The sequence below is a fragment of the Streptomyces cyaneofuscatus genome (assembly GCF_033109485.1).
Lineage (GTDB): Bacteria > Actinomycetota > Actinomycetes > Streptomycetales > Streptomycetaceae > Streptomyces > Streptomyces cyaneofuscatus.
Genome location: NZ_CP137002.1, coordinates 4750934 through 4773714 on the forward strand (window position 1 = coordinate 4750934; position 22781 = coordinate 4773714).

The window sequence follows — 22781 nt, forward strand, 5'->3', positions numbered from 1 at the left end:
TCCCTCGCAGGTGCCAGGCCCCCCCACGGCCACGGTTCCGTCCTCAAACGCCGGACGGGCTGGGTGGCGGCCCGCTTCCGTCCTCAAACGCCGGACGGGCTGGGAGGGTCGGTCCCGGCCCAAAATTGACATGCCCCCGGCCGCACACCTTGTGCGATCATCATGTGCGCTCCTTCACGCGGCGCTCACAACTCACCGCTCCGGGGGGAACGGACCCATGCCACGCCACCTCTGTACGACCGCGAGATCCGCGGCGTACACCGCGCTCCTGCTCGCCCTCACCGTCCTGCTCTCCCTCCTGGCCCCCATGGGAACGGCCCAGGCGAACCCGTCGGCCCCGACGGCCCCGCCGGCCGCCACCGAGGACTGCCCGGCCTTCCCGCTCTCCGCGTTCGGCGAGGCCGCCCCGGAGGGGAACACGCTCACCCTCCCCGCCGAGGGCACGGCCTGCTACACCTTCACGGTCGAGAAGCCGGGCCTGCACCGGCTCGTGAAGTCCGGAGGGAACGAGGTGGCGATCACCGTCCACGACGGTGAGGAGCAGGTCGACTGCTACGACACGGACTGGGGCGCTGGCTGGTGCCGCATGGAGCGCACCGGCGCGTTCACACTGCGACTGGCGAACCGCTGGGACCCCAGCACCGTCACCTTCGCCCTCACCCCGCTCGCCACGGACGAGGGATGCACGGCACAGGTCCCCACCGACGGGAACAGCGCACCCTTCGTCGCCCGGGCCACCGCCCCCACGGCCGTGCAGTGCGCGCGGCTGGACGCGAAGCCGGGCGAGCGGCTCACCAACACCGTCACGACCACCGCGTACGGCCAGGGCACCTCCTGGATCACCGACGGGACCGGCGCCCGGATCTGCCCGAGCCGCGGCGAGGACGACAACGACGGCTGTGTGCTCCCCGGCAACGGCCCCTACCGTGTCCTGACCCAGGTCACCAGCGCGGAGAGCGGCTTCCCCGCCGAGTACACGCTGGAGGTCCGCCGGATCTCCGACCCGGTCGGCTGCACCCACGTTCCCCTCAACACCTACAACTCCGCACCCACCAAAGCGACTCCGACGTCCGGCTGCAAGACCTTCACCGCCCCCCGCGCGGGCCGGTACGACGTGTACGGCGTCGACACCTCCCGTACGAAGCTCAAGGTGTACGACAGGGCGGGCAAGACCGTCTGCGTCACCTGGAACGGCTGCGAACTCCCCGCCGCCGGCGACTACACCGTCCACACCGACGACGCCACGCTGATCCTCGACCGCGCCTCGGCCGCCGGCTGCGAGAGCGCCGAACTGGGTCTGCACCGGTCCACCTTCGCCTCGGCCGGCGAGATCGACTGCGTCCTGCTGCCGCTCCCCGCCGGAGCCCGGCTGGCCGCGCTGACACCGCTCTCCGGGCCCGCGCCGCGCCCCGACCTGACGCTGTTCGACGCCACCGGCGCGTACGGGTGCGCCAAGGGCGACCTGTCGGCCGGTTCGTGCGAGCTGACCGGCACGTCCCCGTTCCGGCTCGAGATCTCCACCGACGACGTGGACCCGGCCACCGGCCCCTACGCCGTCGCGCTGCACCGCACCGACGCCGCGAGCGGCTGCCCGGTGCTCCCGGCCGGTGACTTCACCGCGCAGAGCGCATCGGCCCGGGCGACCATGGGCGGCGGTGCCTTCTCGCAGTGCTTCAGCATCCCCGCCGACGCGCACAGCGCGCAGGAGAACATCCAGATCCAGGCGGCGCCCGGGACGCGGTACGGCGCCGACTTCACCGTGCTGGACCAGGACGGGCAGCAGGTCTGCTCGACCTACTCCGCGCTCTCCACCTGGACGACCTGCGCCATGGCTCCGGGCGCCGAGCACACCGTGCTCGTCAACGGCCGCGACGCCGACGCCTCGTACACCCTGACCCGCCGCGACGTCACCGCGACGGCGAAGGGCTGCGCACCGAATCCGGTGGTCAAGGTCGGCGGCGCCTCCTCGGCCGGCGCGATGGGCGCGCCGGGCGAGCTGCGCTGCCGCCAGGTGACCACGGCCGACGCCGAGGACGTCCTCCACCTCGATGTCCGTGACGCCCTGGGCACGGCCAACGTCGTGGCCTACGGCGCGGACGGCACCGCGCTGTGCAACAGGAACCAGGCGTGCGCGGTCACCGGCTCCACCAGCTACCAGGTCCTGGTCACCGTACGCAGCGGCCTGAAGGCGGCCCCCGACTACCGCTTCGACGCCGTACGCATCGCCACCGCCACCGGCCCCGCCGAGGGCTGCGTACGGGTCCCGAACGTGAGTTACGGATACGGCCCCGTCACCGGCGTGCTCGACGAGACGCGCAGCACGTTCTGCGCGGTGCTGCCCACCGCCTACCGCGACCGCTTCGACATGGAGATCAGCGACACGACGGGCGCCGAGGAGACCGCCGTGCCCTCGCTGTACGACGCGAGCCTCGGCAACGGCTGCATGAGGTTCATCCCCAGCGGCTACCAGTGCTACGTGGACGAGCCCTCCACGAAGGAAGTCACGCCGAGCACCCTGGTCCTCTCGCTGCCGGAGACCGCGCCGAAGACCTCGTACCAGGCCAAGGCCGTCTGCACCTTCTTCCGCTGCGGCACCGAGCAGGTCACCGTCGGCACGGTGAGCCCGGCGACGGGCGCGGCCGGCAGCAAGGTCACGATGACCGTGACGGGCACGGCGCTGCACGAGGAGGACGTCGTGCAGCTCTACGTCAACGGCAAGGAGATCGAGGCGAAGACCACCGCCGTCTCCGCCGACCGCAGGACGCTCACGGCGGTCCTCGACCTGACCGGCGTCCCGACGGGCACCTGGTCCCTCAGCGTCGTCACCCACAACGGAGTGCAGTACCCGCGGAATTCGTTCACGGTCACCGCCGCCCGGCTGGCGAGCACCAAGCCCCCGGTGATCAGCGGTTCGGCGAAGGTCGGCGCGAAGCTGACGGCGGGCACCGGTTCCTGGTCGGCGGCGCCGTCCTCGTACGCGTACCAGTGGAAGGCGGACGGTACGGCGATCGCGGCCGCGACCGGCGCCACGTACACCGTCCCGGCGAAGCTGCTCGCCAAGAAGATCACGGTCACCGTCACCGCCCGCCGCAGCGGCCACCCGGACGGCCAGAGCACGTCGGCGGCGGTCACGGTCGCCAAGGGTGACGCACCGAAGGCGACCGCGAAGCCGGTGATCTCGGGCAAGGTGAAGGTGGGCGCCAAGCTGACGGCCGGCAAGGGCAAGTGGACGCCGGCGCCCACGTCTTACAGCTACCAGTGGTACGCGAACGGCAAGGCGATCGCGAAGGCGACGGGGTCGAAGCTGACGCTGAAGGCGGCGCACCGGGGGAAGAAGATCACGGTGAAGGTCACGGCGCACCGCACGGGCCACGCGAGCGGCGCGTCGACGAGCACGGCGACCAAGGCGGTCGCCCGCTGACAGGAAGCGCCCCCGGGCCCACCCCTTCCAGCCCGTCCGGCGTTTGAGGACGGAACCCTTGCTGGGGTGGGCCCGGCGCTCAGAGGCCCCTCAGGTACGAGACCCTCGCAGGTCGGCCGCTCCCCACAGCCCCGCTTCCGTCCTCAAACGCCGGAGGGGCTGAGTGGGCGCCCACCAGCCCCACCAGCTCCGTCAACGCGTTGACCCGGAAGTCCGCCGCCCCCACCACATCCGGATGCTCCGCCCACCAGTGCCCGTACGCCCCCCGCCGCAGATGCGCCGTCCGCAGCCCCGCCGCGGCGGCGGGGAACAGGTCGTCCGCCGGGTGATCGCCCACGTACAGCGTCGCCGACCGCTCCGCCTCCGCCACCTCCACCACCCGCGCGAAGAACGCCGGATCCGGCTTCCGTACGCCCCACTCGTCCGAGGTCACCACCAGATCCGCCGGCAGGTCCAGCGCCCGCAGCAACTCCCCAGCCCGCACCGTCCCGTTCCCCGCCACGACCACCCGCACCCCCGCCGCCCGCAGCTCCGCCAGCGCCGGCCGCACGTCCGGGTAGAGGTCCGACTCGTCGAGGTGCTCCCCGCGCCCGGCGGCGGCCCGGGCGAGGTACGCCTCGTCGACGTCCATGTCCGGCCGCAGCACCCGCAGCGCGTCCGTCGCGTCGCGGCCCTGGGCGACGGCCGCGCCCACCAGCGCGCTGAGCGTGTGCGCGGGCACGCCGAGCCAGTTGGCCCAGGAGGCCCAGTGGCGGTCGTCGCGTACGAGGGTTTCGCCGATACCGAGCACGATCGTTTCCATCATCGTGCCGACACTAGGCGTGAGGACGCCGTGGCAGAGCGCTCATTCGGTGAGTCGGCCCGCACGAGTGACCAGGAGCACCCCGTGGCCTGCGCAGGGAGGCCCCGGGCCCTGGTCACGTGCGGGCGCCTCGCTCGTATGCTCGGTTCATGACCGATCCTGATCCTCAGAGCGGACGTCCCACCTCCAACGCCATGCGGCGCGCGCTCAAACGCGCCCGTGACGGTGTCGCCCTCGACGTCACCGAGGCCGCCGTCCTGCTCCAGGCGCGCGGCGACGATCTGACGGACCTCGCGGCGTCCGCCGCCCGGGTCCGGGACGCGGGCCTGGCGGCGGCGGGCCGGCCGGGCGTGATCACGTACTCGCGCAAGGTCTTCATCCCGCTCACCCGCCTCTGCCGTGACAAGTGCCACTACTGCACCTTCGTCACCGTCCCCGGCAAGCTCCGCCGCGCGGGCCACGGGATGTTCCTCTCGCCCGACGAGGTGCTGAAGATCGCCCGGGACGGCGCGGCGATGGGCTGCAAGGAAGCACTGTTCACCCTCGGCGACCGCCCGGAGGACCGCTGGCCCGAGGCGCGGGAGTGGCTGGAGGCGGAGGGGTACGACGACACCCTCGCGTACGTACGGGCGATGGCGATCCGGGTCCTGGAGGAGACGGGCCTGCTGCCCCACCTCAACCCGGGCGTGATGACCTGGACCGATCTCCAGCGCCTCAAGCCCGTGGCGCCCTCCATGGGGATGATGCTGGAGACGACGGCGACCCGCCTGTGGTCCGAGCCGGGCGGCCCGCACCACGGCTCCCCGGACAAGGAACCGGCGGTGCGGCTGCGCGTCCTGGAGGACGCGGGCCGCTCCAACGTCCCCTTCACCACCGGCATCCTGATCGGCATCGGCGAGTCGTACGAGGAGCGCGCCGACTCCCTCTTCGAGCTGCGCAAGACGGCCCGCGCCTACCACGGCATCCAGGAAGTCATCGTGCAGAACTTCCGCGCCAAGCCGGACACGGCGATGCGCGGGATGCCCGACGCGGAGCTGGAGGAGCTGGCCGCCGCCATCGCGGTGGCCCGGCACATCCTCGGCCCGTCGGCCCGCATCCAGGCCCCGCCGAACCTGGTGGACGCGGAGTACGCGCTGCTCATCGGCGCGGGCATCGACGACTGGGGCGGGGTCTCGCCGCTGACCCCCGACCACGTGAACCCGGAACGCCCCTGGCCGCACATCGACGAACTGGCTTCGCGCACCGCCGAGTCGGGCTTCCAGCTCCGCGAACGCCTCACCATCTACCCGGAGTTCATCCAGCGCGGGGAGCCCTGGCTCGACCCCCGCCTCCTCCCGCACGTCCGCGCCCTGGCCGACCTGGAGACGGGCCTGGCCCGCGAGGACGCCCTCCCCGTCGGCCTGCCCTGGCAGGAACCGGACGAGGGCTTCACCTCCTCCGGCCGCACCGACCTCCACACCACCATCGACACCGAGGGCCGGACGGGCGACCGGCGTAACGACTTCGACGAGGTGTACGGGGACTGGGAGGCGCTCCGGGAGGCGGCGGCGCCCGGCATGGTCCCGTCCCGGATCGACGCCGACGTACGCCAGGCGCTCAGCCAGGCGGCCGACGACCCGACGAAGCTCACCGACGACCAGGCCCTCGCCCTGCTCCACGCGGACGGCCCGGCGCTGGACGAGCTGTGCCGGATCGCGGACGCGCTGCGCCGGGACGTGGTCGGTGACGAGGTCACGTACATCGTCACGCGGAACATCAACTTCACCAACGTCTGCTACACCGGCTGCCGTTTCTGCGCGTTCGCCCAGCGCCGCACGGACGCCGACGCGTACACGCTCTCCCTGGACCAGGTCGCGGACCGGGCGGCGCAGGCGTGGGACGTGGGCGCGGTCGAGGTCTGCATGCAGGGCGGCATCCACCCGGACCTGCCCGGCACGGCGTACTTCGACATCGCGAGGGCGGTGAAGGAGCGAGTGCCCGGCATGCACGTCCACGCCTTCTCCCCGATGGAGGTCGTCAACGGCGCGACCCGCACCGGGATGTCGATCCGCGACTGGCTGACGGCGGCCAAGGAGGCGGGGCTCGACTCGATCCCCGGTACGGCGGCGGAGATCCTGGACGACGAGGTCCGCTGGGTCCTCACGAAGGGCAAGCTGCCCACGGCCACCTGGCTGGAGGTCATCAGAACGGCGCACGAGGTGGGCCTGCGCTCGTCCTCGACGATGATGTACGGGCACGTGGACCAGCCCCGCCACTGGCTGGGCCACTTCCGTACGCTGGCTCAACTCCAGCAGGAGACCGGCGGCTTGACGGAGTTCGTGACCCTCCCCTTCATCCACACCAACGCCCCGGTCTACCTGGCCGGCATCGCCCGCCCGGGCCCGACGGACCGCGACAACCGGGCGGTCACGGCGATGGCGCGCCTCCTGCTCCACCCCCACATCACCAACATCCAGACCAGCTGGGTGAAGCTGGGCACGGAGGGTGCGGCCGAGATGCTCCGCTCGGGCGCGAACGACCTGGGCGGCACGCTGATGGAGGAGACCATCTCCCGTATGGCGGGGTCGAGTTACGGCTCGTACCGCTCCATCCAGGGCTTGCAGGAAATCGCCGACCTGGCCGGCCGCCCGTCCCGCCCCCGCACGACGCTGTACGGCGAGGTCCCGGCCGAACGCATCGCAGCGGCCACGGCCTCGGACGGCCACCTGCCGGAGTTGCTGCCGGTGGTGCCGGGCTGAGGGGGTGGCCGGGGGAGCGGGGGCAGGGACGGCGCCCCTGCCCCTGTTCCCCCGGCGCGGGGGCTAGGGGCGGCAGCCCTCGGCTTCCATGGCGACGGGCAGTTGGGAGCGCAGGAACTTCTCCAGCAGGCGACTGCGTTCCGCGGTGCCCTCGGGGTCCTTCACGCCGTCCATGGCCAGTTCGCCGCCGCCGATGTCGGCCGGTGCCGGATTCCGCGGGCGGAGCCAGGGGCTTGACGAACGGTTCGACGACGTCGCCTCTCAGCCCTACCTGCTTTCCATCCACCTCGAACTCGCAGCGGGGCTGGTTGGGTTCGGAGAACCTGTCCTTGGTCTTCAGCTCTTCGCCCCTGGGCAGCAGCGCGCCGATGAGGTCGGGGTCGACCTTGGTGCCGCAGGCCTCGGAGATCCTGAAGGCGTCGGGGCCCCCGCAGCCCGCGGCCCCGACGAGCATCGCGGCCGCTGGCGCGGTCGTTGCCGTCAAAGGCAGCAGCGCCGATCTCCCTCGTGAGCGTGTAGCGGGAGTTGGAATTCGGTCAGGGCGGAGCCCATGCCCAGTCCGTCGTTGAAGAGCTGGATGTACGCGTCGAAGGTGTTCTGCCGGGCGTGGTCGGACGCGGTCGAGAACTGCTGCCGCAGACCGTACGCCAGGTTTCCCAGCGCCCCCAGGCCGTCGTTGTGGACGATCAGGTCCCCGTTGTCGCCGCTACCGCCGCCGCGTTCGGGTGCGACCTGGTTCAGCTGCATGGACGCGCCCTGCTGCGCCCTGGTCTTCGCCTGCTCCCACTCGTCCCACGCTATAGGTCCTCCGTGAAGCCGTAAGCCAATTGTTCTTCCGCCATGAGGCTGCCTCTCCCCCCACGTTAGCTTTGCTCCTTGATCGTTTGCTGAACGGGTTCCAGGCCCGTGCGCGGGCGGTGGCCTGAGGGGCGGTCCTCCGTTTCTTTCTGTCATGACCCGGGCAACTCTTGCGGGAGTCGCCCCCGCCGTTACGTGCTGCTGAGTCAGGAGCGAGAAATGCGAACCCCGCTGATACCAGCATTCGCCCGCAAAGTCCGCCGTGAGGCGCCCTCGAACGCGAACGCCTCTCTTCCTCTACGCAACCGCCATGCTCCCCGCATCGCCACCGTCCTCGCCGCCGCCGGCCTCCTTGTGCTCGGCACCGCGACGGCCGCGCACGCCGATCCGCCGCAGCACCTTCCCCAGAACGCCGGGGGCTACGAGCAGACCTTCTCGCCCGCCTACGACTACGACGGTGACGGCTGCTACGCCACCCCCGCCATCGGCCCGGACGGCACCCTCGCCCCCGGCCTCAAGACGTCCGGCGCGATCAACGGGAGCTGCCGGGACAAGTGGGACCTGGACAACTCCCAGACGTACGCCCGCTCCAAGTGCAACAACGGGTGGTGCGGCATCGTCTACGCGAGCTACTTCGAGAAGGACCAGGCCGTCCACGGCAGCGGGCTCGGCGGGCACCGCCACGACTTCGAGCACGTCATCTCCTGGGTCAACCAGGCCTCGAACCAAGTGGATTACGTCTCCACCACCCAGCACAGCACCGTCAAGACCTACCCCCGCTCCCAGGTGCGGTTCGACGGCTCCCACCCCAAGGCCGTCTACCACAAGGACGGCCCGAGCACCCACTTCTTCCGCCTCGCCAACAACAACGACGAGCCGCCCGAGAACCACTACGGGAACTGGCGCTACCCCCCGATCGTCGACTGGAACGGCTTCCCCAGCACCGCCCTGCGCGACAAGCTCATGAACGCCGACTTCGGGTCCGCGACCATCAAGGTCACCGACAAGGACGACCGCTTCCGCAACCTCCTCAACAACTCCAAGCCCGCCGGCATCCCCTTCGACCCCTGGGCGTGACAGTGCAGTGCCGCCGGGCAACTATTGACTTTCGATAGCTATCGATCGAAACTCGATAGATGCACAGTCTTCTGGTGGGCATCCTCCGTATCGGCATCGCGGCAGCGGTCCTGTTCGGCCTCTTCGCCCAGGCCGTCATCATCCCGACGGCAGCGGCCGACGAGGTGGACCTCTTCCCGCCGTACGAGCCCTACGCCCTGCCGTACGTCACCGCGTCGATCCTCGGGATGGCGTGCGTGCAGGTCGCCCTCGGTGCGATCTGGATGCTGCTCGCGAAGGTCGAGCGCGACGCCATCTTCACGCGCGCCGCCTTCCGTTGGGTCGACCTGATCATCGGCGCGGCCGTCGTGGCGACCCTGATCGCGCTGGGGGCGGCGGTGCACCTGACCCTCGGCACCATCCCGTCCCCCGACGACGGCATGGCCGTCGAGGGCGCGCTGCTCGCCGCGCTGGCGTGTGTGGCGGCGGGGGCGGCGTTCTCCATGCTCATGGTGATCATGCGGACGCTGCTCGGCAAGGCGATGGACATGCGGACCGAACTCGCCGAGGTCATCTGATGCCGATCGCGGTCGAGATCGACGTCCTGCTCGCCGAACGGAACCTTTCCGTAGGGGAGTTCGCGGCCGCCGTCGGCATCACGCCCGCCAACATCGCCGTCCTGAAGAACGGCCGGGCGAAGGCGGTGCGGTTCGCGACGCTGGAGGCGATCTGCCGCGTACTGGAATGCCAGCCGGGCGATGTGCTGCGGTACGTCCCCGACGAGTGACGGCCGCACCGGCCCCGGCGGTCAGCCCAGGGTGAGCTGGAAGTGGGCCGTGTCCCGGGAGCCGGGGGTCGGAGTGCTGACCTCCACCGTGACCGGAATGCCCTTGCGGGACGGCTTGAGGCGGAGGGGGACGGTGCGTTCGCCGTCCTCGGGGAGGGGCTGTGCGAGGGCGGCGGCGGACTTGGCGCCGTCCAGTTGCCGGACGGTGTAGCCGGTGGCGTACTCGTCGTGGGCCTCACCGGCTCGGACGGCGAGGGACGCGGAGTACGAGTCCCCGTCGAGGGCCAGGTCCTCGTCGGTGCCGTTCTTGTAGGTCACGGTGAGGCTGTAGGTGCCGTCGTCGTGGGCCTCGGGGGCGCTGACGGTGACCCGTAGCCCGTCCTCGTACCGGGCCGTCGCGCCGGGCCCGAGCGGTTGGTACGCGCTGCCCGACCGGCCGGGCTGCTCCATCTGCCCGTCGCCGTCGAGGCTCTTCTCGAACTCCGTCACCGCGTGCGCCGCGAGGGCGAACAGCGCGAGGAGGGCGATCGCCGCGATCCAGCAGCCGTGGAACCACCGCGAGCCGTCGGCGGCGGGTGGCGTCTCTGCTGCGGTGGTCGCCTCTTCCGTGTCCATGACGCCCACGGTAGGAAGCGGACGCCGCGCGATCATGAGCGTCGGTACTCAGGGGCGGTTGAGTAGCGGTGAGCGGGCCGGCGGGATGACGAGATGGGGCCGCCGCCTCACCAGCCGCGCTGCGCCGCTCCCAGCACCGTACTGCCGATGGACGCGGCGAGGCGTTCGGCGCGGGAAAGGTCGCCGTACTTGTCCACATGCACGAACACCGTGTGGTGGTCCGCCCATCCGCCCCACGCGGCCGTGTCCCCGTTGAACGCGATGTTCACACCGTCGTACGTCGCCATGCCGTACGAGTCGAACTCCGGCTCGTCCGGCCACCGGCCCTGCCAGTCGATGCCCGCCACGCCTCGGCCGAGCGCCCGCACGAAGCGTTCCTCCACCGTCCCGAGCGGCGCTTCAGCCATCAGCGACAACGGCAGCTCTGCCTCCAGCGCGGCATCGCCCGCCGTGCTCACGTCGAGGTCGAAATCCGCGAAGTCCCCCGTAGCCGGGTCGCGGCGGCTCTCCAGATAGTCGAACGGCCCCTCCGGCAGCACGGCGGCCATCCTGCGCAGGTCCGCGACGGTGAACAGCTCGGCATGGAGCAGGACTTCGTCGTCGCGCTCCTCCAGCAGCCCGCAGAGGCGCACAGCCTGCGCGTACGCCTCGGCCGCGTCGGTGGTACGGAGGACGGGGTACGCCACGGAGTTGCCCATGCCCGCACTCTCACACCGCCTCATACCCGCCCGCCACCCGAAATCCGCGCAGCTGTGCGCGCGTGAGGGCCCGCGTCCCCGCCCGGTGAGGACGGGTACGCGGGCCCTGGGGGCGTACGCCGGCGGGTTCAGGCCCCTGCCGCGAACTCCACGAAGGCCGCCCAGGCGGGCGCGGTGATGAGGAGGGCGGGGCCTGCGGGGGCCTTGCTGTCGCGTACGGGGTCGAGGCCGGGGTAGCCGTCCGCGACCTCGATGCAGTTGTTGTCGCCCCCGTCGCTGTAGCTGGACTTACGCCAAGTCGCGGTGGAGAGGTCGGGTGCGGTCACAGGTGCTACCCCTTCCGTACGTCGTCGATGAAGGCGGTCCAGGCGGGCGCGGCGATCTCGCCGACAAGGTGGAGGAGGAGCAGATCGAGTGCGGCAACGTCGTGCTGGAGGGGGCGCAGGAGGTGCTGGCGGACGAGGCGGCCGGGGAGGTCGCCGTACGGTTCGCGCTGACGCAGGCCGTGCTGTCCCTGCGGGACGTGCTGCTCATCGCGCACAGCCGGGGGGAGCGGCTGCCGGATTCCGGGGTCCGCTGACAGACTGGCCCCCATGCCCGCGATTCCGCCCCGCCGCCTCTCCCTCCAGCAGATCGTCGAAGGGCAGCGGCGTGCCGCGTTCGTCGGGCGGGAGAGTGAACTCGACCTGTTCCGGACGAACTTCGCCACCCCGCCCGAGGACCCGTGTCACCGGTTCGTCTTTCATGTCCGGGGCAACGCCGGGGTCGGCAAGACCTCGCTCGTGCACGAATGGCAGCAGGTGGCAGGGGAGTTCGGGGCGCTCTCCGCGTCCGTCGACGAGGCCGCCGACTCCGTGCCGGAGCTTCTGGCTTCCGTGGCCGGGCAGTTCGCCGAGCAGGGGCATCCGCTGCGGGCGCTGGACCGGATGCTGGTCACGTACCGGCGTGCCCTCCACGACGTGGCCGGGCGGCTCGCGGCCGACGGGGACGAGCCCTCGCCCGCCGCCCTCGCCGCCGCGCAGGCCGGGCTGATCGCGGCCGGGGCGATACCGGTGGTCGGGGCGCTCGCCGGGGGCATCGATCCGGCGGTCGTGGCGCGGGGCGCGGGCGGGCTGCGGGCGGTGTTCGGCGGGCGGGCCCGGCAGCAGGAGGAGGCGCGGCTGCTGGCGGAGCCGGTACGGGCGTTGACGCCGGTGTTCGTCGCCGAGCTCGGGCGGGTCGCGGACGCCGTGCCGTGGGTCGTGCTGTTCCTGGACACGTACGAGCGCACCGCGCCCCTGCTGGACCGGTGGCTGGCGGACCTGTTGCTGCGCGGCCGGTACGGGGAGCTGCCCGCCAACCTTGTCCTGACCCTGGCCGGGCAGCGCCGCCTGGATCCCGCGCACTGGGGCGATCGGGGCCGCCTGGTGGCCGACGTACCGCTGGGGCCGTTCACGGAGGCCGAGTCGCGCCAACTCCTGCACGGGCGCGGGGTGGTGGAGGAGCCGGTGGTACGGGAGGTGCTGCGGCTCTCCGGCGGGCTGCCGGTCCTGGTGTCGACGCTCGCCGCCAACCCGGGCGCCGCCGGCGAGGCGAACGCGACCGCCGTCGAGCGCTTCCTGGCCGGAGAGAGCGACCCGGCCCGCCGGGCGGCCGCGCTCGCCTGCGCGCTGCCCCGCCGGTTCGACGAGGACCTGGTCGCCGTGGCCGTCGGCGTACCGGAGGGCGGGTCGTACGCCGTGCCCGGGCTCTACGACTGGCTGCACGAGTTGCCGTTCGTCGCCGAGCGGCACTCCGGCCACTCCCGCTACCACGCCGTCGTCCGGGCCCCGATGCTCCGCCTCCAGCGCACCGGGTCGCCGCGCCGCTGGAAGGCGGCGCACGACCGGCTGGCCGAGGCCTTCGCCGCCCGCCGGGACGCGGCGGCCGAGGGGCTCGACCCGGAACGGCTCTGGGCCGAGCAGCCCTGGCGCCGGGCGGCCCTGGAAGTGCTCTACCACCGGCTGTGCGCCCGCCCCCGCACCGCGCTGCCCGAGGCTCTGCGCGCCGGGATCGCGCTCTGCTCCCAGCGGCCGTCCCGCGCCCGCTACTGGGCACGGACCCTCGCGGAGGCGGGCGAGGACGCCGACAACGCCGTACTGCGGGAGTGGGGCCGGGACCTGCTCGCCGCCATAACGGACCACGGCCCGCGCCCCACCGCCGCCCTCGGGCTCCTGCTGACCCGGGCCGAGCTGACCGACACCGACAGGGCGGCCGCGCTCGTGGCGCGGGCCTGGGACCGGTTCCGGGCCGGGGAGCTGGACGCCGCCCTGTCCGACCACGGGCGGGCGATCGCCGTGGACCCGCGCAGCGAACGCGCCCACCAGGGGCGGGCGGTGATCCTGCGCGCGCTCGGGCGGTACGAGGAGTCGCTCGCCGACCTGGACCGGGCCGAGGAGATCGCGCCCGCCTGGGCCTGGGCGGTGCGCGAGCGGGGCGAGACGTACCGGCGGATGGGCCGCCTGGAGGAGGCCCTGACCGTGCTGGACCGGGCGCACGCCCTGGACCCGTCCGACGCGGTGCCGCTGGGCAGCCGGGGCCTGGTCCGCCATGGGCTGGGCCGGCACGAGGAGGCGCTCGACGACTTCGACCGGGCGGTCGCGCTGTGGCCGGAGTACGCCTGGGCGCTGGTCCGGCGGGCCCGGGTCCGCACCGTCCTGGGCGACCGGGTGGGGGCCCTCGCCGATCTGGACCGGGCCGAGGAGCTGACCCCCGGGCTCGCGGGGACGGAGGGGGAGCGGGGCGAGGTGTACCGGGCGACGGGGCGGTACGAGGAGGCCGTGGCCTGCTACGACCGGGCCATCGCGATGGACCCCGGGTACGCCTGGGCGCACGGCAGCAGGGCGCTGGCGCTGGAGGCCCTGGGGCGGCTCGCGGAGGCGCGCGCGGACCTGGACCGGGCGCTGGAGCTGGACCCGGAGTACGGCTGGGCGCGGGAGCAGCGGGAGCGGCTGGGGTGACCGGAGCGTAGGGGGGGAGCGCAGGGGGGCAGGGCGGGGCGTCGCGCGGGCGGTCGGCGCTTCTCGTACCTCACCGACATTCGGACGAGTTGCTTGAAAGGCCGTCGCGGGCATTCGGCCGAAAAATGCTTCGCCGGGGTGCGGGCGTCGGCCGGGACGGCAATGGCGGGGGCCTTTTACGGTCATTCCGGCGAGTTGTGGTGCGTGGAATTGTCCTGACGGCTTGTTCGGTGCGGTCGAACCGGGGAGATGCGTCGACTACTCGCCTATTCGCGTTGGTCCGATTCCCGGCCGTCACGGCCGAAGAGCAGGCCGAAAGCGTGCACCGTTCTCAGGAGTGCCCCGCACGCGCGACCGGGGGCGAATGGGGGAGTGGGAGTCGTGTCGCTGCTTCGGTGTGTTGTCCGCCGGCCGGCCCGTGGGTCGGCCGACGGGTCAGCTGGTGGGTCAGCGGGTGAGCCGGTCGACCGGTCAGCCGGTGTGGACCCGCGTCATGTTCTTCTCCGCGAGCGGCGCGTAGTACTCGGTGAACAGCTTGCCGACCAGCTCGCCCCGGCTGGAGACGCCGACCTTCTCGAAGACCGCCTTGATGTGGTCGCGGACCGTGTGCGGCGACAGGTGCAGCTGCGCGGCGATCTCGCCGGTCGGCAGGCCACGCGCGATGTACTGGGTGACCTCGGTCTCGCGGTCGGTGAGCTCGTACGCGTCCACGATCAGCGGCACGATCTCGGAGGTCTTCGCCGGCTCGATCACCACCGCCGCCGCGCCGAGTCCGCCGTTCGCCTCGCGCAGGCAGGAGGCGTGGCAGACCAGCCAGCGGCCCGCACGGTTCCGTACGCGGGCGCGCGCCTGCCCGCGGTCCCGCTCCTGCGCGACGGCGCGCGCCTTCATCGCCGTCGCCTGGACCCAGGCCGGTACGCGGATGCCCTGCGGCGACGGCACGGCGGGGCCTTCGGGGAGAGTGTCGAGGTAGGCCAGGGCGTCGTCGTTGACCGACATCAGCGCACCGCTCGCGTCGAACAGGAGGAGCCCGGGGCCGTACGGAGCGTCCGGCAGCGGTTGCGGCGAGGGCTCGGCGAACGAGCGCAGCTGCTTGGCGAGCGGGGTGAGGACGGAGGCGATCAGCTGGGTCTCCGCGTCGTCGAAGGCCGGGCGGCCCTCCGCCCGGAACAGGCTGATGTGGCCCTGGGGGTGGCCTCCGACGCGCAGGACCGCGCGCAGCTCGTCCTGGAGTCCGCGCGGCCGCATGAAGGTCTGGTACAGCGTGCTGCGCGCGGGCAGGTCGTTGGTGGTCTGGCGGAGTCCGGCGACCGGCACCGAGGCCTGTGCCAGATCGCGGAAGAGATTGACGTTCTCGGTGAACAGCTCGGATTCCCAGTAGACGGCGCAGCCGCCCTCGTCCAGGTTCTCCGCACGGATCGGCGCGGTCATCATGCCGGTCACGGGGTCGGTGACGCGCCATACCGCCGCGTCGTACGGCATGAGCCGGCGCAGCTGCGTCGAGGCCTCGGCGAACATGCTGAGGGCGTCGGTGGCCTTCGCGGACCGGGAGAGCAGTTCCGCCCGGCCGACCGAGATACGCGAGATCGTCGAACTCGTCATCCCTCGAATGTGCCAGTTCCTACGGTTCCGTCCAACCCCTCACCTGAGGGAGGCGGTCCTTTCACGCCGTTTCTCCGCCGCACCCCGCCCCCCTTGATTGCGGGATGGGAACCGCGCCCGTATCCCGCAAGTGTGCTGTTCATGCGGATTGGGATTATCGGAGCGGGAATGTTGGGGCGCGCGGTCGCCAGACGGGCCGCGCTGGCCGGTGCGGCGGTCCTGCTGGCGGACCGGAGCATCGGCCAGGCCCGGGTGGCGGCGGCCGAGGCGACGACCGCTGAGTCGGCCGGCACGGTGGTGGCCACGACGCTGGCCGCGGCGCTCCGGCCGGAGATCGTGATCTTCGCGATCCGGTGGCCCCAGGCTCTGGAGCTGACCCGGCTGCACGCCGGTCTGCTGACCGGCAAGGCCGTGGTGGACCTGAGCGTTCCGTCGCGGACCGATCCGGAGTCGAGCGCGGTCCGCCAGCTCGTCTGCCTCGCCCCGCAGGTGCGCTGGGTCAAGGCTCTGACCACCGCCGACGCCGGTGCGCTGCACAGCGGATACAGCGAGGGCCTTCCGGTGGACGTGTTCGTCGCCGCCGACGACGAAGGCGCCAAGGTGGCCGTCGTGGAGCTGTTCGACCGGTCCGGTCTGCGGGCCTTCGACGCCGGAGGCCTGGACAACGCCTGGGTGCTGGAAGGCATGGGGCGGCTGGGGCAGGAGGTGGGAGAGCGGCTTCAGCTCAGCGAGAGCTGGAGCTTCAAGTTCATGCCCAGTTGGTGATCTCCCGGACACTGCGGTTGAGTTTCAGGAAGGCGTTCACACATGTCTACGCACCATCAATTCTCCGTCCTCGGTCCACTCGTCGTCCAGGGGGCGCACGGGCCCGTGCGCCTCGGCGGTAATCGGCAGAGAATCCTGCTGACCTTGCTGTTGTTGGAGGCCAACCGGGTGGTCGGCGTGGGCCGGCTGATCGAGGCGATCTGGCGGGAGGCGCCGCCGGCGACGGTCCGCAGCCAGTTACGGATATGCGTGTCCGGTCTGCGAAGACTTCTCTCGGCCGCCGGCGTCGCGGCCCAGATAGAGACGCACCCTTCCGGATATCTGATCCGTGTGCCGCGCGCGCATCTCGATCTGTCCCACTTCGAGGACCTGCTCAGCCGGGCCCGGGCCGAGGCGCGGTCGGCGTCGCCGGAACACGCGGTCGTCCTGTTCCAGCAGGCGCTCCAGCTCTGGCAGGGGCCGGTCGGTGCCGGGCTCGACAGCGAGCTCCTGGAGACCGTGGCCCTGAAGGTGAACGAGGACCGGCTGTCCGCGATCGAGGACCACATCGAGCTCGAACTGGCCCTGGGCCGGCACCGCCAGGTACTCGGCGAGCTCACCCGCCATGTGACGGAGAACCCCTTCCAGGAGTCGCTCTGCCTTCAGCTGATGCTGGCGCTCTACCGGTCGGGCCGGACGGCGGAGGCGCTGTCCGTCTACCGGGACACGCGCCGGAGGCTGGCGCGTGAGCTGGGGCTGGAGCCGAGCGAGAAGCTGCGCGTGATGGAGCGGATGATCCTGGACGGCCGCTCGGCGGGGGAGCTGTCACCGGCATTCGTAGCCACGACATCGATGTCCGGCCTGGCCGGGGCGGCCGCCGGGCCGCAGGACCGGATCGGGCCGCAGGACCGGATCGCTCTGCTGGAGCGCGAGATCGCGGATCTGCGCGACGCGAGCGTACGTCCCGGCTGACCGGCCGCTATGCGGCACCAGCTCCTCCCCATACCCCCTAAGCAGGGGATGGGAGAGGGCCTGGCGGACGAGAACACTGCTCCTCATCGCCGCCGCGCCTGGTGAGACCGCCGCGTGGCCCGGGAGGAAGGACGTGATCGTGGCAGGACGACCTGGACACGCGGACATCGCCGAGAGCGCCATGGACGGGCTCGTCGCGCGGCTCAAGGGTGAGGTCTTCACCCCGGAGGACGCGGGGTACGCGAGGGAGCTGCCGGGCTTCAACCGGATCGGGCAGCACCGGCCGGACGTGATCGTCGCGGCGCAGTCGGCCGAGGACGTGTCCGCCGCGGTCTCCTTCGCCGCCCGCCAGGGGCTCCCCATCGCCGTCCAGGCGACCGGCCACGGCATCGCCGCTCCGGCGGACGGCGGCGTCCTCGTCTCCACGCGCCGGATGAACGCGGTCGCCGTCGACCCGATGACGCGCACGGCGCACGTCGAGGCAGGGGCGCAGTGGCACCAGGTGATCGCCGCGGCGGCGCCGCACGGCCTCGCCCCGCTCAACGGCTCGTCGCCGCTGGTGGGCGTCGTCGGCTACACGCTGGGCGGCGGGCTCGGGCCGCTCGGCCGGCAGTACGGCTTCGCGGCGGACCATGTGACCTGCATCGAGCTGGTCACCGCCGACGGCGGCGTCCGGCAGGTCACGCGCGACCGGCACCCGGACCTGTTCTGGGCGCTGCGCGGCGGCAAGGGCAACTTCGGCATCGTCACCGGTCTCTGGTTCGGCCTGATGCCGGTGCGCCGGCTCTACGGCGGCGGCCTCTACTTCCCGGGTGAGCAGGCGGCGCAGGTGCTCCACACCTGGCGGCAGTGGTCCGCGACCGTGCCGGAGGAGATGACCTCCTCCGTCTCGCTGCTGCGGCTGCCGGACGTGCCGGACGTGCCGGAGTTCCTGCGCGGAACGTTCGCCGCGCATGTGCGGATCTCCTTCACCGGCCGCGCCGAGGAGGGCGAGCGGCTCGTCCGCCCGCTGCGCGAGTGCGGGACACCGCTGGCGGACTCCGTCGCGGAGATGCCGTACACCGAGGTGGGCGAGATCCACCAGGACCCGGCGCACCCGCTCCCGTACCACGAACGCAACATCGTGCTGCGGGAGTTGGGCTCGCAGGCCATGGAGGCGCTGCTGCGGGTGGCCGGGGCCGGTTCGTCCTGCGGTGACCTGATGGTCGAGGTGCGCCAGCTCGGCGGCGCGCTCGCCCGGCCCGCCGAGGTGCCGAACGCGGTCGGCGTCCGCGAAGGCGCGTACACGCTCTCCACGCTCTCGGCGCCCGGTTCGCCGGACGTGGTCCTCGGGGCGATGGAGGAGTGGGGCACGGGCCGCCGCTATCTGAACTTCCTCGCGGGCGCGGATACGGCCGGATCGGCGGCGGAGTGCTTCGCCCCGGAGACCTTGAGCCGGCTGGCGCGGGTGAAGGCCGCGGTCGATCCGGACAACCTCTTCCGGCTCAACCACAACATCGCGCCGCTTCCTTAAGGCGGCCGCCACCGCTCGTCCGGCCGCGCGAGCCGCTCGTTCTTGGCAGGTTCTCGTCACTATTTGGAGTGCATCATGACCACGCACGAGGCCGCGTCCACCGCGGCCGTCAGCACCGCTTCCTCCCCCGGAGCCCGCTCGGACGGGCTGCGCTACGGCGCCCTGTTCGGCCCGGTCGTCTTCGGCGTCACCGCCGCCGGGGTCGCCCTCCCGGACGTGGCGTCCTCGCTCGACGCCTCGGCCACCGCCACGGCCTGGGTCCTGACCGCGCACGCGCTGGCGCTCGGCGTCGGCACGGCGCTCTTCGGCCGCCTCGCCGACACCCGGGGCGTCCGCGCCGCGCTGCTGCTGGGCTCGCTGGCGCTCGCCGTCGGCGCGGTGATCTGCCTCGTCGCGCCCAACCTCGGCGTCCTGGTGGCCGGACGCTTCGTGCAGGCCGCCGGTTCCGGCGCCATGGCCGCCTGCGCGATGGCGCTCACCGCCTCCGTACCGCCGGAGAGGCGGGCGCAGGTCTTCGCCGGATTCGGTGCCACGATGGCGATCTTCTCCGCCAGCGCCACCCTGGCCGGCGGCGTCTTCACCGAGTGGGTGACCTGGCGCATCGCCCTGGTCCTGCCGGCGCTCTCCCTCCTCGTCGTGCCGCTGTGCCTGGCCGGAGCGCCGGCGCGGAAGAACTCCGGCCGGTCCATGGACCTGCCGGGAGCGGCCCTGCTGACGCTCACCGCCATGTCGTTCCTCGTACTGATCCAGTCCTCCGCGCTCGCGCTGTCCACCCCGCTGGTGACCGCGACCGCCGTCGTGCTGCTCCTGTCGGGCGCCGGACTGATCTGGCGTACGCGCAGCAGCGAGACCTCCTTCGTGCCGCGCGCGCTCGTCACCGACGGCGTCTTCCTGAAGGCCGCCGTCATCGGCATCGGTGTGTACGGCGGTCTGTTCGCCGCGATGTACGCCGTACCGCAGCTCCTCGTCCGCGACCACGGCTGGAGCGTCCTCGCCGTCGGCGTCTGGCTCCTGCCCGGAGCGGTCGTCGGCGCGATCCTCTCCCGGCTGGCCGGCCGGCTCACCGCGGGCGACCACGGCAACCTGCTGCTCGGCGCGGTCTCCCTCGCCTTCGCGGCGGCGCTCGCCGGCGCGCTGGCCGGCTCCGGCGTCGTGCTGCTGATCCTCGGTGCCTCGCTCGGCTTCTCCGCCTTCTCCGTCACCCAGGTGTTCACCACCGCCCTGATGTCCGGACACATCGAACCGGCCCGGCGCGGCGGTGCGATGGGGCTGCTCAACCTCACGTTCTTCGTGGGCGGCGGTGTCGGCAGCGCCACCGCCGGGGCGCTGGCGAAGTCGATGTCGCTCTCCACGGCGCTCGGCGTCGTCGCGCTCTTCCCGCTGATCGCGGCAGTGGTCGCCTTCACGCTGTCCCGGCGCACGGCATAGCGCCGCCCGCCGCGAAGCCCGTACAGAACCGCACGCGCACAACCGCCCGTACAGCACCGCCCGTACAGCCCGCCCGAACGGTGCTGTGCGGGCGGCCGCGTTCCACGACACGCAGGTGATACGTCACCGATAGGCCTCGCCAGCACGATGGACCCCGTACCGCCCTTGCCCCGTGATCAGGAGAGCGGAAGACCGTCATGAGCCACATCATTGATCCTGAATTCGACAGTCACATACGTAAGTTGATGGCCTGGCACTTCGGTGCCGAGACCGGCTCGCCGTTCTGGCTCGGAAAGCTGGACGGGCTCGGCTTCGACCCGGTCGCCGAGGTGCAGGGCCTGGCCGACCTGACGCGCTTCCCGGACGTCAGCGCCGAACTCCGCTCCGTACCGGCGCAGGACCTGATCCCGCGCGGCCTCGCCGACCGCCCGTTCCGCGTCTACGACTCCGGCGGCACCACCGGATCGCCCAAGCGCATCGTGGACAGCGCCTACCGGTCGCAGGTGACCGAGTGGGCGCGGGAACGCCTCATCGCGAACGGCGTTCCCGCGGAAGGGAATTGGCTGCACCTGGGACCGAGCGGCCCGCACGTCATCGGCTTCGACACCGGCCGTTACGCCGCGCTCGGCGGCGGCATCTTCTACACCGTCGACCTCGATCCGCGCTGGGTGAAGAAGCTCCTGTCGGACGGCCGCGGCGAGGAGGCCGACGCCTACATCCAGCACCTTCTGGACCAGGCGGAGACCATCCTGGAGAGCCAGGACGTCGCGGTGCTCAACACCACGCCGCCGCTCCTGGAGGCGATCTGCGCCCGGCCGCGCCTGTACGAACTGGTGCGCACCAAGGTCCGCGCGATCATCTGGGCCGGAACGTCGATCAGCCGGGAGAGCCTCAAGCAGCTGGATGAGGTCTTCTTCCCGGCGGCGAGCGTGGTCGGCGTCTACGGCAACAGCCTGATGGGCGTGGCGCCGCAGCGGCCCGCCCGGCCCGGCGACGCCTACCCGAGCGTCTTCGAGCCGTTCCCGGAGACCACGCGCCTCCACCTCGTCGACGAGGCCGGTGAGCCGGTGGCGTACGGCGAACGCGGCCGGGTCCTGCTCCACCTGGTCTCGGAGGAGATGTTCCTGCCGAACGTCCTGGAGCGGGACACCGCGATCCGGATCGAGCCGCGGGACGGGTCCACCGTGGACGGCCTCGCCGATGTGCAGACCTACCGCACCCTCGACGACGTGGCCATCATCGAAGGGGTCTACTGATGAGCACCGCCGCACCGGCCACCGTCGTCCTCGACCCGAGCGTCTGCGGCCGCCGCGTCGCCAGCTCCGACCGCTCCCGGCTGCCGAGCGTGCTCGGCGGGGACCTCGCCGACATCGGGACCGCGCCCCGGCTCCTCGCGGTCGCCGCGCTCAACGAGATCCGCGCGCACGCGGACGGCAGACCGCCCGCCTTCGAGGTGTTCACCGGGGCGGCCGAGCTCTTCGCCACCGCGACGCTGGACGGCGAGAGCCCGCAGGAGTACGCCCGGCGCGTCTGCCACGCCACCGGCCTCACCGCCACCGCCGTCGAACAGGCCGTCGCCGACCTGACCGCCGAACTGCGCGCGCTCCCGGCGACCACCGCCGCCGAACTGCCCGCCACCGGCTTCGGCGACGGCTTCGACACCCGCTGGGTACCGCGCGGCCGGGTCTTCGCCGCCGTGATGGCGAGCAACCACCCGGTGCCGAACATCTCCTGGGCCCAAGCGCTGTTCCACGGCTACAGCGTGCTCGTCAAGCCGGGCAGCCGCGACCCGTTCACCCCGGCCAGGCTGCTGGCCGCGCTGACGGCGGCGGGCCTGGAGCCGAGCAGGGCCGCGTTCCTGCCGTGCTCGCGCGAGGTCGGCGAGTATCTGCTGCGGGAGGCCGACCGCGGCATCATCTACGGCGGTGAGAGCGCCGTCTCCACCTGGCACCAGCGCGAATCGGTGGCCGTACGCGGCCCCGGCCGTACCAAGGCGCTCCTGGACACGGCCCCGGACGACGCCGTCATCGAGCACCTGGCGCTCTCCGCCTCCTTCGACGGCGGCACCCGGTGCACCAACCTCTCGGCGGTCCTGACCACCGGGGAGGTCGAGGACGTCGCCGACCGGCTCGCGGAGCGGCTCGCGAAGCTGCCGTCCCTCCCGGCGACCGACGGAGCGGCGACGCTCCTGGTGGTGAACCGGGCCCGCGCCGAGGCGCTGCGCGAACAGGTCGCCGCGCTCCGCTCCTCGCTCACCGACCACAGCGCACGCGCGGGTGAGTACGAGACCGTCGTGGAGCTGGTCGACGGCTCGTTCCTGCTGCGGCCGGTCGTGCTCTCCGCCGACCGGGCCGGCCATCCGGCGGTCGGTACGGAACTCCCGTTCCCGTTCGTCGTGGTGGCCCCGTGGACGGAGGCCGACGGCGTGGAGCCGCTCCGCGACTCGCTCGTCCTCAACCTGCTCACCGACCGCGAGGAGCTGGTGGAGGCCGCGGTACGGGAGCCGAGCGTACGGAAGGTGACGCGCGGCCGGGTCCTGCCGTGGACCGCGACACCGGGCATCCCGCACGACGACAACTACACGCAGTTCCTCCTGGAGCCGAAGGGCCTCGTGGCCCAGCGCTGACGT

19 protein-coding genes are annotated in these 22781 nt (G+C 72.3%); 13 read left to right on the plus strand and 6 right to left on the minus strand.

Annotated features, from left to right (window positions below; translation table 11 throughout):
• Positions 1-217 precede the first annotated feature (217 nt).
• Entirely contained in the window at positions 218-3421 is a 3204-nt protein-coding gene (locus R2B67_RS21005; protein WP_317820188.1) for a hypothetical protein, read from the plus strand.
• 79 nt (positions 3422-3500) lie between these two features.
• Here R2B67_RS21005 and R2B67_RS21010 read toward each other — a convergent pair whose 3' ends face one another.
• Positions 3501-4223 carry an HAD family hydrolase gene (locus tag R2B67_RS21010; protein ID WP_317824927.1) on the minus strand — a complete coding sequence of 241 codons (723 nt, stop codon included), beginning with the start codon at positions 4221-4223 and terminating at the stop codon, positions 3501-3503.
• Between the two features lie 149 nt (positions 4224-4372).
• Between R2B67_RS21010 and R2B67_RS21015 the strand changes: the two genes are divergently transcribed.
• Positions 4373-6961, plus strand: coding sequence for a bifunctional FO biosynthesis protein CofGH (locus R2B67_RS21015; RefSeq protein WP_317820189.1), 2589 nt, complete (start codon positions 4373-4375; stop codon positions 6959-6961).
• Between the two features lie 480 nt (positions 6962-7441).
• On the opposite strand, the gene R2B67_RS21020 is transcribed toward R2B67_RS21015, so the two are convergent.
• The gene (locus tag R2B67_RS21020) at positions 7442-7708 is read right to left on the minus strand and encodes a hypothetical protein (protein WP_381074724.1); all 267 of its coding nucleotides are present in this window, start codon (positions 7706-7708) and stop codon (positions 7442-7444) included.
• Positions 7709-7978: 270 nt separating this feature from the next.
• Between R2B67_RS21020 and R2B67_RS21025 the strand changes: the two genes are divergently transcribed.
• Genes R2B67_RS21025 through R2B67_RS21035 form a run of 3 tightly spaced genes read left to right on the plus strand, consistent with a single transcriptional unit; the run spans position 7979 to position 9602 of the window.
• Positions 7979-8836: an NPP1 family protein gene (locus R2B67_RS21025; protein WP_317820190.1), complete on the plus strand. Its 858-nt coding sequence runs from the start codon at positions 7979-7981 to the stop codon at positions 8834-8836.
• A gap of 59 nt (positions 8837-8895) precedes the next feature.
• Complete coding sequence (locus tag R2B67_RS21030; protein WP_317820191.1) at positions 8896-9393, plus strand: DUF2975 domain-containing protein; 498 nt, start codon at positions 8896-8898, stop codon at positions 9391-9393.
• Positions 9393-9602 carry a helix-turn-helix domain-containing protein gene (locus R2B67_RS21035; protein ID WP_109978219.1) on the plus strand — a complete coding sequence of 70 codons (210 nt, stop codon included), beginning with the start codon at positions 9393-9395 and terminating at the stop codon, positions 9600-9602. Before R2B67_RS21030 ends, R2B67_RS21035 begins: the two co-directional genes overlap by 1 nt.
• A gap of 21 nt (positions 9603-9623) precedes the next feature.
• Here the strand turns inward: R2B67_RS21035 and R2B67_RS21040 are convergent, their stop codons facing one another.
• The 3 genes from R2B67_RS21040 to R2B67_RS21050 all read right to left on the minus strand — a co-directional run bounded on the left by R2B67_RS21040 (position 9624) and on the right by R2B67_RS21050 (position 11241).
• Complete coding sequence (locus R2B67_RS21040) at positions 9624-10217, minus strand: hypothetical protein (protein WP_317820193.1); 594 nt, start codon at positions 10215-10217, stop codon at positions 9624-9626.
• Positions 10218-10324: 107 nt separating this feature from the next.
• A complete protein-coding gene (locus R2B67_RS21045; protein ID WP_317820194.1) occupies positions 10325-10915 on the minus strand; it encodes a hypothetical protein in 591 nt (196 codons plus the stop codon).
• Between the two features lie 128 nt (positions 10916-11043).
• Positions 11044-11241 carry a DUF397 domain-containing protein gene (locus R2B67_RS21050; RefSeq protein WP_317820196.1) on the minus strand — a complete coding sequence of 66 codons (198 nt, stop codon included), beginning with the start codon at positions 11239-11241 and terminating at the stop codon, positions 11044-11046.
• Between the two features lie 2 nt (positions 11242-11243).
• Between R2B67_RS21050 and R2B67_RS21055 the strand changes: the two genes are divergently transcribed.
• Together R2B67_RS21055 and R2B67_RS21060 are read left to right on the plus strand one after the other, a co-directional pair.
• Positions 11244-11495, plus strand: a complete 252-nt coding sequence (locus R2B67_RS21055; protein WP_317820198.1) for a sulfatase — start codon at positions 11244-11246, stop codon at positions 11493-11495.
• Between the two features lie 13 nt (positions 11496-11508).
• Entirely contained in the window at positions 11509-13893 is a 2385-nt protein-coding gene (locus R2B67_RS21060) for a tetratricopeptide repeat protein (RefSeq protein ID WP_317820199.1), read from the plus strand.
• A 471-nt stretch (positions 13894-14364) separates the two neighbouring features.
• On the opposite strand, the gene R2B67_RS21065 is transcribed toward R2B67_RS21060, so the two are convergent.
• Positions 14365-15495, minus strand: a complete 1131-nt coding sequence (locus R2B67_RS21065; protein ID WP_164238389.1) for a helix-turn-helix domain-containing protein — start codon at positions 15493-15495, stop codon at positions 14365-14367.
• Positions 15496-15636: 141 nt separating this feature from the next.
• Here R2B67_RS21065 and R2B67_RS21070 point away from each other — a divergent pair, with 141 nt between their 5' ends.
• From R2B67_RS21070 to R2B67_RS21095, 6 genes are all read left to right on the plus strand, one after another.
• Positions 15637-16260: an NADPH-dependent F420 reductase gene (locus tag R2B67_RS21070; protein ID WP_030568345.1), complete on the plus strand. Its 624-nt coding sequence runs from the start codon at positions 15637-15639 to the stop codon at positions 16258-16260.
• A 42-nt stretch (positions 16261-16302) separates the two neighbouring features.
• On the plus strand, positions 16303-17211 hold the full coding sequence (locus R2B67_RS21075) for a BTAD domain-containing putative transcriptional regulator (RefSeq protein WP_317820200.1): 909 nt from the start codon (positions 16303-16305) through the stop codon (positions 17209-17211).
• A 139-nt stretch (positions 17212-17350) separates the two neighbouring features.
• A complete protein-coding gene (locus R2B67_RS21080; protein WP_317820201.1) occupies positions 17351-18724 on the plus strand; it encodes an FAD-binding oxidoreductase in 1374 nt (457 codons plus the stop codon).
• A 75-nt stretch (positions 18725-18799) separates the two neighbouring features.
• Positions 18800-20152: an MFS transporter gene (locus R2B67_RS21085; RefSeq protein WP_317820203.1), complete on the plus strand. Its 1353-nt coding sequence runs from the start codon at positions 18800-18802 to the stop codon at positions 20150-20152.
• Between the two features lie 197 nt (positions 20153-20349).
• A complete protein-coding gene (locus tag R2B67_RS21090) occupies positions 20350-21408 on the plus strand; it encodes an AMP-binding protein (RefSeq protein WP_317820205.1) in 1059 nt (352 codons plus the stop codon).
• Positions 21408-22778 (plus strand): aldehyde dehydrogenase family protein, encoded by a 1371-nt coding sequence (locus R2B67_RS21095; protein ID WP_317820207.1) that lies wholly within the window; start codon positions 21408-21410, stop codon positions 22776-22778. Before R2B67_RS21090 ends, R2B67_RS21095 begins: the two co-directional genes overlap by 1 nt.
• The last annotated feature ends 3 nt before the right edge of the window (positions 22779-22781 follow it).